Below are 7,879 nucleotides of genomic sequence, written 5' to 3' on the forward strand. Positions count from 1 at the left end.
GGGTACAAAATAGTCAATAATGGGGTACAAAATAGTCAATAATGGGGTACAAAATAGTCAATTATTTATCTGCAAACCCTTGATATTACTGAGTTTCTAAGGTCGACAAAGTATTATAAAGTAATATAAAGTATATTAGAAAGTAAATTAGAAAGTATCTTCTTAAGAAAAAAATCTATATTTTATTTTTAAAAAATAAAAAAATCTTTCACTCAGTTCACTATTTTCTATCTAACCACTTACAAATATATTAGACTAAAATCTAAACTTCAATATCAAATAGGAAGTCAAATACATTTCGCTTCCTATTTTTCTATAGTTTTACATAAGACCCTCTGCATATATGATCGCATCATGAGAAAAACTGAGTTTTTAACGTTTTTTGTACCATCCCACATTTAAGACATCATCAGAAGCCATATTTTGGCCGTTAACAGCATCCTTGAGTATTTACAGTAGTTTTTCCTTTGCTAAACTTATAAAACGCAGTATAGGGCTAAAAATGCATGTTAAAAGAATTTAATCTTTATCATGTGCTCACTGCTAAAGATATACTAAAGAAATTTAGTCAAAAAACTCAGTTTTTCTTGTATTATGGTGTATTATTAAATAATACTGTGTGGTATAATATGTATTATATTAGTTAACGGGGTGAAAGTTTTGACTGAAAAAATGACTGTCCTAAATATCAGGATGAGCGTTGAAGAAAAAGAAGAATTAAAGGAAAGAGCTGCAGAACTTGGAGATTCGATCAGTTCATATGCTAGAAAAGTACTCTTCCAAGAGGATAATACAAGCGACTACGTAGATAATACAAATGTATTACAAGAGAAAGATGAGCGTATATCAGACCTTAAAACTCAAATAGACGACTACAAGAAGCAAATTGAGCAACTGCATACGATTATTTTGGCAACTCAGAAAGATAATCAGTTGCTGATTGAACAGAAAGCGAAGAGATGGTGGAAGTTTTGGGAATAGCTTTGAACATCTCATCTTTTTTAACTTTATATACATAAAAAAGTCCTCGAACAAACAGCTCAAGGACACACTAAATCCCTAGAAGACAACAGTCCTCTAGGGATTTTTACGCTTTTTTTTGATTAACGAGTATTTTGAGGCTAAATGCCGACTATCCTCGTCGTCCAACTATTCACAAATGAAATATGCTAATACATTTGCCATAACGCTGAAGAAGAGGTCAAATAAGTTGCTCACGACTCTCACTTTCTATCCTGCTCGGTAGGTTGTGATCAATTATCTTAGCTCATTTGCTTTCAATTTCTTTAGGGGGATAGTGGACGTTTTTTCTTTTATATAGATTGGCTAAAATAAATTCATCTGTTTCTTATACGTTTTTCAGAAATTGTATAAATTTCGTTATCACTTCTCTTACCAATAGCAATGACTTCAATAATTTCAATTGCATTGACAGTTTCATGAAAAACAATTCTCAGGCCCAGTTTTTTGTGTTTTAACTTCCTGTAACCTGCTAAATTACCGTGAAGAGCCTCTCCGGCAAGCATTCCTTGATTTTCTAACTTGATAAGTGACTTTTTAACATGAAGACGTTGACTATTATCTAATTTATAAAAATCATCTTGTGCTTCAGGTATCAATTCAACTTTATAACTCAATCCCAACCATCCTCTACATTTTCCAAACCTTCACGCCAATTTGAACCAAGAAATTCATCGACAGTTAAATTTTTTCGTGCTTCAAGTTCAAATGGAATTTTACGATCACGTCTGATTTTATTGAAATATAAATTAATTGCTGTAGTATAGTCAAGTCCAATCTCGTTTAAGACCTCACCGACTTCCTGTTTTAATTCAGAGTCAATACTTAGATTCAATCTTGCTTTTGTAGTTGTAATAGCCATTTAAATCACCTCATCTTTTTGTGTATATTATACACAAAAAGACAGATTTCTTCAAGCTATTTTTTTTCTCGTTGATAATTTTTCTGTATAAATTGTCAAAAAATGATGCTGAGATAGTCATTCTGAGCTGATTTCAGTTTAGAGGGCGGATAATCTATCGCTAAAATTCCTTACAGCCCCAACGGTTTATGCTGTTTTTAGCCACACTCTAAAACTTTCCGAAAAAGACCAATTTTTCGGAAAGTTGTTTTTTTGAAAAGTTCATCTCAAAATTCACCTTATTGTTTAAGAGACTTTAGGGCAAACCCATCTTGAGTAATAAGCAGTATCTCTTCTAGTACCTTTTATGATGGGACATCTTTGATGTTACAGCGAAGTAGTCAATCTTCATGTTGTTTTTCCATGCTTAGTCACCGACAACTTTAAGATCGCTAGCGACTACTTTTACTCCGCACCAGGTACTACGTGCTATGTTCCACATGACGGATATAGGGATTAATCAGTTCAACCGTCATTATACGTATCATGGGTTTAGCCATACTTTCGTGTATGTTCGTCCCCCTATCAGTGGTGGGGATTTGTAGGAAAGACACCATTTATTGACTTTTTGCACGGGTGGCTTTAAGATGTTGCTGGACGCCTTTCTTGATAATCACTCAGAGTCGCCAGAGTGTCTGGCCCGAGATATGGCAAGGATATACCGCTGCCTGCACCAGTCCTTCGACGCTGACAAATTGCGACATATCATGTAAATTGTCGCATAAAAGTAGTTTCAAAAAAAAGAAAACTTTGTTATAATGTATGTGTAATTTTTAGAAAAGAGGTATTAACTATGGAAAATCTAGTAGTTTCAATCTTTAGCACTGAAAGCGAAGCTTATCAGTCCTTTGCGGATTTGAAGGCTTTCCGCCAAACTCAGACGACCAAGGTTGCTCAAATCGCCTTGGTCAAAAATGAAAACGGTCATATCGTTGAAAAAGAACGCTATGACTTTGAAGATTCAACGACGGATGCAGCCCTAAAAGGTGGCTTGCTCGGTTCAGTTATCGGGCTTTTGGGTGGTCCTATCGGCGTCTTGTTTGGTTATGGTATGGGTAGCCTCTATGGTTTGGCTGCTGGTGATACCATTGATACGGCAGAAACTGGCCTGATTGACGTTGTTTCTCAGAAATTGACTAACGGTGAAACAGCCGTTGTTGCCTTGGTGCAAGAAGACAACGAAGCAGTCATCGATGCTTACTTCACCAAGTACGACACCCAAATCGTGCGTTGGGATGTAGCAACCGTCGTAGCCGAAATCGAAGCAGCTCTGCAAGTCCAAGAAGACCTCTACAACCAGGCACGTGCACAAATGAAGGCTGAACGTAAAGCCGAACGCAAGGCTAAACTTGAAGAATTCAAGGCAAATGTCAAAGCAAAATTTGACAAATTGAAAGCGTAAGCACTCAAGCATCTCATAAAAAATAGGCTTTCTACTTCTGGAAGATAGCCTATTTTTTTAAAAAACTTCTTCGCGATCAATCCCTGGGTATGGAGCTTGATCATTTAAAATACGATTTAAACAATCTATGCTCGCTTGTAGATAGAACAATTCATTTTTTATGGCTGCTGCATCAGATATTTCTGCTAATCGACCACACTGCCGTTGCATATGCCAGATTACCTTTTGGATATTTTTTTCTTTTAAATTTTTCATGGTTAAATTATATCTTGAGAAGTTCTTGAATTTTTTAAAAATCCTGAAACGCTTGAATTTTAAGCTCAACAATCAATTTATTTAATAGTAGTAAATATTGTGTATTCTCGAGTTATTGACTATAGAGATTTGGTATGTTAAAATACAATTGAGATATGATATTCTTCTTCATTGAAGCTCCATGTCTCTAGCTAGATTTCGCTGATTCATAACCTCTTTCTTTTATAAGAAAGGAGTTTCTATGGATATAGAAATTAAAAAATTATTCAGCGAGATTATTAACGTAGTAATAAAAATCACTATCACATCTGTATTTTTTAGTGAACTATTAGCTACTACGTTGATTCTTGAAGTTCCCTCATTGATGGAACGTTTATACTCCATCTATGATAAACGGAAAAAACAAGACAAATCTTCATTTTTAACGTGTGAATACACAAAAAAACAAAAATGGAAATGGAGGCGGCTCACTCTTTTTGTTTTATCAAGTGCATTCTTATTCATGTTATTTAAACAGCATGAAGACTCATTTGATTTGTTGTTGAAAATACTTAGTCGTAATTCTGCATTTATTTCGCGTTTTATGTTAGATAGTGTTGAAATGACAATAAAAAAACGATTACGACAGCAGTTAAACAATCGTAATCGTCAATAATAGTATCCACTCAAAAGAGTGTATGAATCATATTTGTAAATTACGCCAATAATTTACAAATCGAAATCTAGTAACGAAACTTCCAAAAAATTTTTTTGGGAGTTTTTATGTAATAATTTATTCTTCAGAAAATTATTTGTGTTAATTAAAACATTAATTGCGTTAATTAAACACTGACATATTGTATCACATTTACACATTTTTGTCAATTTGACATCGTGAATTTATTGATATTTCGCTTGAAATTGTAATTTTTTTTTCGTTTTCCTCAAACAGGAAGTTTTCCTATCATACTTTGATTTGCCCATGATTTTCTGTTAATCTAGTAATAGATAAAATTGCAAGGTGAAATCATGACAAAATTAGAGAAAAAATATGACGAATTAGAGGGATTTTGGTCTCCTGCCGTTCGATTATATGTAGATTATTTTTTTACTACAAATACAAAAGACTTATACAACTACCGTAAGTTAAATAGCTTGAAAAAATTCCTTGATTTCTACGCGAGTAACCATCTTAAAAAGTCTACCAATGAATTAACCATGGATGATTTAGAGCAAACACCTGTAGAAGTTGTTGCAGATTATGTCAACTCTTTAGAGCTAAAACCAGACGGTAAAAAACGATTTATTAGTGTCTTAAACTCATTCTGGAACTACTACACTGTTGTATCATTCTCAGGTGATAGAAAAGCCCCATACTTCTACCGCAATGTTATGAACGAATGGATCAATGAGTATGGCATACTTTCTATTTTTTCATCAAAAAGAGGAGCAGGGAACACAGTACGAGTAGTTCATTATGATTTGCCATCTATGCTATACTTTTTTGATGAAATTGATAAGAATGAGAAACCTATGAGTCCCTATGACTTCTTCCTTGATGAAGAAGAAGGCTCATCTAAATTGCTGAAAAATAAAGACAGGGATTTAGCAATCATCGCTTTACTTGCTGGAACTGGAGTTGATCTTGAACAATTAGCGCAAACTACTTATAGAGATATTGACTTACACAAACAGACGCTAATAGTTACATCTCCTAAAGGTGAACGGATTAAGAAACCTATTTTAAGTGAATTTATCCACTATATCTCACCGTACATTAAAGAAAGAGAGAAATCGGTAACTACTAATACTAGTGATTCTCTATTTCTCGACTTCAAAAGAAGACCACTAACTGCTCCAAAAATATCAGGAGTAATAAGTAGGATAGAGCGCATTTTTGAAAAATCTTTATCCGCAGCCATTTTAAAACAGACTCATTCGTGCATTCTACTTGAGAAAAATAAGGATTTTTTGGATCTAGTCCAAAGAGAAAAGTAATATGGGGTCAATTTTGCGCACCTTTTTCTCATATATTACAAGACTCTCTATCCCCTTTTGTTATTTTTAATTCAATTTTTCAATAAATAAAAAAGAGAGACTTAACTAAGTACTCTCTTTTTTTACTTTTATTATCGGATATAAAGGCTCATGAGAAAATAATTGTGAGGCATATTGTAGTATTGTTTTGTAATCTCTGAAGAGAATACTAACCCAACCATAGCATAATCATCTTTGTATCTCTCGTAGAGTTTTTCAAAATAATCAGGGTTGCTAACGTCACCATAGTTTAATTTTACAAGGGGCATTTTTTCTTTGTCAAAATAATCATCTATGTAGGTCAAGATTAAAGAGAATGGACTATCAGGTTCTTCCACTAATTCAGCCGATACTATATCGTAAGGCATGATACGTTCTGTCATACACTTCTCTAATAATCTTTCGTTTTCTTGACGTTCATCAATCACTATATCGTGCATGATGGCCTCTGTGATTTGAGACAGTGCATTGACCTCTGGTAATGCAAACAAGGTTACGGTATTCTCTTGTGTTTTCTCGTAGTAAGAAAAGCCACTGTCTCCAAAAGGTACGGTATATAAATTGTCAATAAAATTCACAATGCGTACATGCAGACGATTATCTTTTGGCTCTGAAATATTATCAAAGACAAAGAAAATTGTATCTCCTCGATAATATTTCATTTGAAAGTATCCCATTATCTTCCCAAGCAGCTTGAAGTGAGGCTCTGTATTCCTGTCATACTCAATTAAATACCTCTGGCCTCGAACAAAGATCACTGCATCTGGGACAAGTGAAATAAGTTTTCGGTTAAACGGAAAAAAGTAAGTGATGTTCAATTCTCTGGGTGATAAATCTGTGCACTGTTCAACTATTCGTCTACCGATTTTCAGAGCTAATCTTCTTGTATGATAATCATGTAGATGTATTTTTCTGATACCATCTTTACCACCAATCATTTTGTTTGTCTTAAGGCTATAATGCGAACCTTTAAACTCTGTTACCTTTGTCAGCTCAGTAAGACCTGGTATTTCATGAATGATATCTAACAACCAGTCAGCAAAATACTTAGGAACATATAGAAACTTAGTCTTACCTATTCTATAATTGTCTTCAAAGTGACTGAGGGGCATTCTGCTATTTCCTATGAAGGAATACAGTGTTCTGTTGTTTAATTCTTTACCCGTAAGGATATAATACTGATCCAGTATCATTTCTCTTGAAAAATACCTTAAGCGAATTAAATGATACATGAGTAAGATTGTGTCTCTTGTAAAATATATCTTCTTTGCACCATTTGGACTTGGCAAGTAATAAGCCACTACATCTTTTGGGATCTGCTCTATTTTTTCTTTGCTTTTTCTTTGTTTTCTTTTAGCGTTCATAAATCATTTTCTCTTCTCTATTTTTATCAAGTATCCTTCTTTCACTTTTTCATATACTTGTATTTCAGACCAATCTTCTTTACGAAATAAATCAGCAATTCTTCTTTGCTCTTGGATAAGATTCCCATTTTTGTCCTTTATTTCATCTTGATAGACTGATTCTGATACATAAAGTGTTAATTCTTGACTACTATGATTTTTGTCAATCTGCAAAAAAATAATATAATCATTAAAGGCCATATGTTTTCGACCTTCAGGTCCTATGAACTGTTTATATGAGACCATTCTGAATTTAATACTATCTATAAAATGTTCAAACTGATTATTAGTATTATTCTCGTAAAGTTCAGTTGCATATTCTGATATAGCTGCAATATCTGAATATGAGATAGTTATGCTCTCTTGTGAGTATCTATCATGTATTATCTCTAATATTCCAAAAACAATCTCTACTTCATGCTTAGATAGCGGTCCTAGATCAAAATGGTCTGGCAAATCGCTATTATGATGTATAACTGCTATATACTCTTTTTGATCTTTTTTTAATTTTGGCATTGATTATACGCTCCTTGTTTGTTTCTTATATATATTTTATCACGCCTCATTTCACATTCAAAGCTATCATAGCCCAAAACGGACTATGATAGCCGAAAACGGTTTCTTCTCAAAAATCAACTCATTTTTAGCAGCTACAGCACGTTCAATTTATAGTTCAAATTTTAGTCATATTCTAAAACATAGTGAAAGTAGAGGTAATACCCCTATAAAGTCACGTTGTTTTAAATTCGACTCTACACTTACAGGGACGTGGGTTTTCGGTTCTTCTTTTGAACCACTATGTTTCTCGACCTAAAAAACCATTAACCACCTCATTCCTATTTCGTTGTAAACCAAGCAGCATCAAGGGATTACAGTAACATT

Annotated in this window: 9 protein-coding genes; 4 read left to right on the forward strand and 5 right to left on the reverse strand. The window is 33.7% G+C overall.

The genetic code is table 11. The features are described 5' to 3' along the window. The first annotated feature begins 672 nt into the window (after positions 1 to 672). Positions 673 to 981, forward strand: a complete 309-nt coding sequence (locus GMD6S_RS10645; protein WP_000217346.1) for a plasmid mobilization protein — start codon at positions 673 to 675, stop codon at positions 979 to 981. 356 nt (positions 982 to 1,337) lie between these two features. On the opposite strand, the gene GMD6S_RS10650 is transcribed toward GMD6S_RS10645, so the two are convergent. Both GMD6S_RS10650 and GMD6S_RS10655 read right to left on the reverse strand, forming a co-directional pair. After that, positions 1,338 to 1,637 (reverse strand): type II toxin-antitoxin system RelE family toxin, encoded by a 300-nt coding sequence (locus GMD6S_RS10650; protein WP_003015041.1) that lies wholly within the window; start codon positions 1,635 to 1,637, stop codon positions 1,338 to 1,340. Beyond that, a complete protein-coding gene (locus tag GMD6S_RS10655) occupies positions 1,634 to 1,882 on the reverse strand; it encodes a type II toxin-antitoxin system RelB/DinJ family antitoxin (RefSeq protein ID WP_001018847.1) in 249 nt (82 codons plus the stop codon). Before GMD6S_RS10655 ends, GMD6S_RS10650 begins: the two co-directional genes overlap by 4 nt. Positions 1,883 to 2,714: 832 nt before the next feature. Here GMD6S_RS10655 and GMD6S_RS10660 point away from each other — a divergent pair. Next, positions 2,715 to 3,323, forward strand: a complete 609-nt coding sequence (locus GMD6S_RS10660; RefSeq protein ID WP_000429534.1) for a DUF1269 domain-containing protein — start codon at positions 2,715 to 2,717, stop codon at positions 3,321 to 3,323. A 57-nt stretch (positions 3,324 to 3,380) separates the two neighbouring features. Here GMD6S_RS10660 and GMD6S_RS10665 read toward each other — a convergent pair whose 3' ends face one another. Next, complete coding sequence (locus tag GMD6S_RS10665) at positions 3,381 to 3,578, reverse strand: hypothetical protein (protein ID WP_000793101.1); 198 nt, start codon at positions 3,576 to 3,578, stop codon at positions 3,381 to 3,383. Between the two features lie 241 nt (positions 3,579 to 3,819). Between GMD6S_RS10665 and GMD6S_RS10670 the strand changes: the two genes are divergently transcribed. Further along, positions 3,820 to 4,233, forward strand: a complete 414-nt coding sequence (locus GMD6S_RS10670) for a hypothetical protein (RefSeq protein ID WP_000350619.1) — start codon at positions 3,820 to 3,822, stop codon at positions 4,231 to 4,233. Positions 4,234 to 4,586: 353 nt separating this feature from the next. After that, on the forward strand, positions 4,587 to 5,555 hold the full coding sequence (locus GMD6S_RS10675; protein ID WP_000163596.1) for a tyrosine-type recombinase/integrase: 969 nt from the start codon (positions 4,587 to 4,589) through the stop codon (positions 5,553 to 5,555). A 131-nt stretch (positions 5,556 to 5,686) separates the two neighbouring features. Here GMD6S_RS10675 and GMD6S_RS10680 read toward each other — a convergent pair whose 3' ends face one another. Both GMD6S_RS10680 and GMD6S_RS10685 read right to left on the reverse strand, forming a co-directional pair. Then, positions 5,687 to 6,958, reverse strand: a complete 1,272-nt coding sequence (locus GMD6S_RS10680) for a hypothetical protein (RefSeq protein WP_000992275.1) — start codon at positions 6,956 to 6,958, stop codon at positions 5,687 to 5,689. A 3-nt stretch (positions 6,959 to 6,961) separates the two neighbouring features. Beyond that, positions 6,962 to 7,513 (reverse strand): hypothetical protein, encoded by a 552-nt coding sequence (locus GMD6S_RS10685; protein ID WP_001125257.1) that lies wholly within the window; start codon positions 7,511 to 7,513, stop codon positions 6,962 to 6,964. Between the last annotated feature and the right edge of the window lie 366 nt (positions 7,514 to 7,879).

This window comes from Streptococcus sp. GMD6S, assembly GCF_000297015.1.

Bases quoted from the DNA above. Each gene is read 5' to 3' on its own strand.
- GMD6S_RS10645 (WP_000217346.1), top strand. From the start codon at position 673: ATGACTGTCCTAAATATCAGGATGAGCGTTGAAGAAAAAGAAGAATTA.
- GMD6S_RS10655 (WP_001018847.1), bottom strand. From the start codon at position 1,882: ATGGCTATTACAACTACAAAAGCAAGATTGAATCTAAGTATTGACTCT.
- GMD6S_RS10660 (WP_000429534.1), top strand. From the start codon at position 2,715: ATGGAAAATCTAGTAGTTTCAATCTTTAGCACTGAAAGCGAAGCTTAT.
- GMD6S_RS10665 (WP_000793101.1), bottom strand. From the start codon at position 3,578: ATGAAAAATTTAAAAGAAAAAAATATCCAAAAGGTAATCTGGCATATG.
- GMD6S_RS10670 (WP_000350619.1), top strand. From the start codon at position 3,820: ATGGATATAGAAATTAAAAAATTATTCAGCGAGATTATTAACGTAGTA.
- GMD6S_RS10675 (WP_000163596.1), top strand. From the start codon at position 4,587: ATGACAAAATTAGAGAAAAAATATGACGAATTAGAGGGATTTTGGTCT.
- GMD6S_RS10680 (WP_000992275.1), bottom strand. From the start codon at position 6,958: ATGAACGCTAAAAGAAAACAAAGAAAAAGCAAAGAAAAAATAGAGCAG.
- GMD6S_RS10685 (WP_001125257.1), bottom strand. From the start codon at position 7,513: ATGCCAAAATTAAAAAAAGATCAAAAAGAGTATATAGCAGTTATACAT.